General features: G+C 50.1%; 6 tRNA genes and 1 rRNA gene. All 7 read right to left on the bottom strand.

Going from position 1 to position 810, the window contains the following annotated elements:
* Positions 1–45: 45 nt before the first annotated feature.
* The 7 genes from M3175_RS23930 to rrf all read right to left on the bottom strand — a co-directional run bounded on the left by M3175_RS23930 (position 46) and on the right by rrf (position 804).
* Positions 46–121 (bottom strand) — tRNA-Asp (locus M3175_RS23930).
* Between the two features lie 44 nt (positions 122–165).
* Positions 166–239, bottom strand: a tRNA-Met gene (locus M3175_RS23935).
* A 58-nt stretch (positions 240–297) separates the two neighbouring features.
* Positions 298–373 (bottom strand) — tRNA-Val (locus M3175_RS23940).
* 33 nt (positions 374–406) lie between these two features.
* Positions 407–481: transfer RNA gene (locus M3175_RS23945), tRNA-Glu, on the bottom strand.
* A gap of 12 nt (positions 482–493) precedes the next feature.
* Positions 494–586, bottom strand: a tRNA-Ser gene (locus M3175_RS23950).
* 3 nt (positions 587–589) lie between these two features.
* A tRNA-Asn gene (locus M3175_RS23955) sits at positions 590–665 on the bottom strand.
* Between the two features lie 23 nt (positions 666–688).
* Positions 689–804, bottom strand: a 5S ribosomal RNA gene (rrf, locus tag M3175_RS23960).
* Positions 805–810 lie beyond the last annotated feature (6 nt).

Raw genomic sequence — 810 nt, forward strand, 5'->3', positions numbered from 1 at the left:
ATTTTCAGTCCTTTGCTCTACCGACTGAGCTACTGAGCCACAATATGGCGGTCCCGACCGGGATCGAACCGGCGATCTCCTGCGTGACAGGCAGGCATGTTAACCGCTACACCACGGGACCAGAGTTATTATCAAGCTTGAACTTGATAAAATAACTTTCATTAATTGCGGGGACAGGATTTGAACCTGCGACCTTCGGGTTATGAGCCCGACGAGCTACCAGACTGCTCCACCCCGCGACAATAAAAATTTCTGCTTTGTGAAAAGGAAAGATATTTTCACTTCGTGAAAAATCTTTGGTGGAGGATGACGGGATCGAACCGCCGACCCCCTGCTTGTAAGGCAGGTGCTCTCCCAGCTGAGCTAATCCTCCAAAACATAAGTTATTTTCATTCTTGAAAAAACTTGGTGACCCCTACGGGATTCGAACCCGTGTTACCGCCGTGAAAGGGCGGTGTCTTAACCGCTTGACCAAGGGGCCAGTATAATTTTATGGCGGAGAGCAAGGGATTTGAACCCTTGAGACAGGTTTTGCCCGCCTACACGATTTCCAATCGTGCTCCTTCGGCCACTCGGACAGCTCTCCTAATGGCTCCACAGGCAGGACTCGAACCTGCGACCGTTCGGTTAACAGCCGAATGCTCTACCAACTGAGCTACTGTGGAATAATTAAAGTATAAATGTTACCGCCTGGCGACGTCCTACTCTCACAGAGGGAAACCCTCAACTACCATCGGCGCTGAAAAGCTTAACTTCCGTGTTCGGTATGGGAACGGGTGTGACCTTTTCGCTATCGCCACCAGACTATTT

The sequence above is a fragment of the Robertmurraya korlensis genome, from assembly GCF_023715225.1.
Lineage (GTDB): Bacteria > Bacillota > Bacilli > Bacillales > Cytobacillaceae > Robertmurraya_A.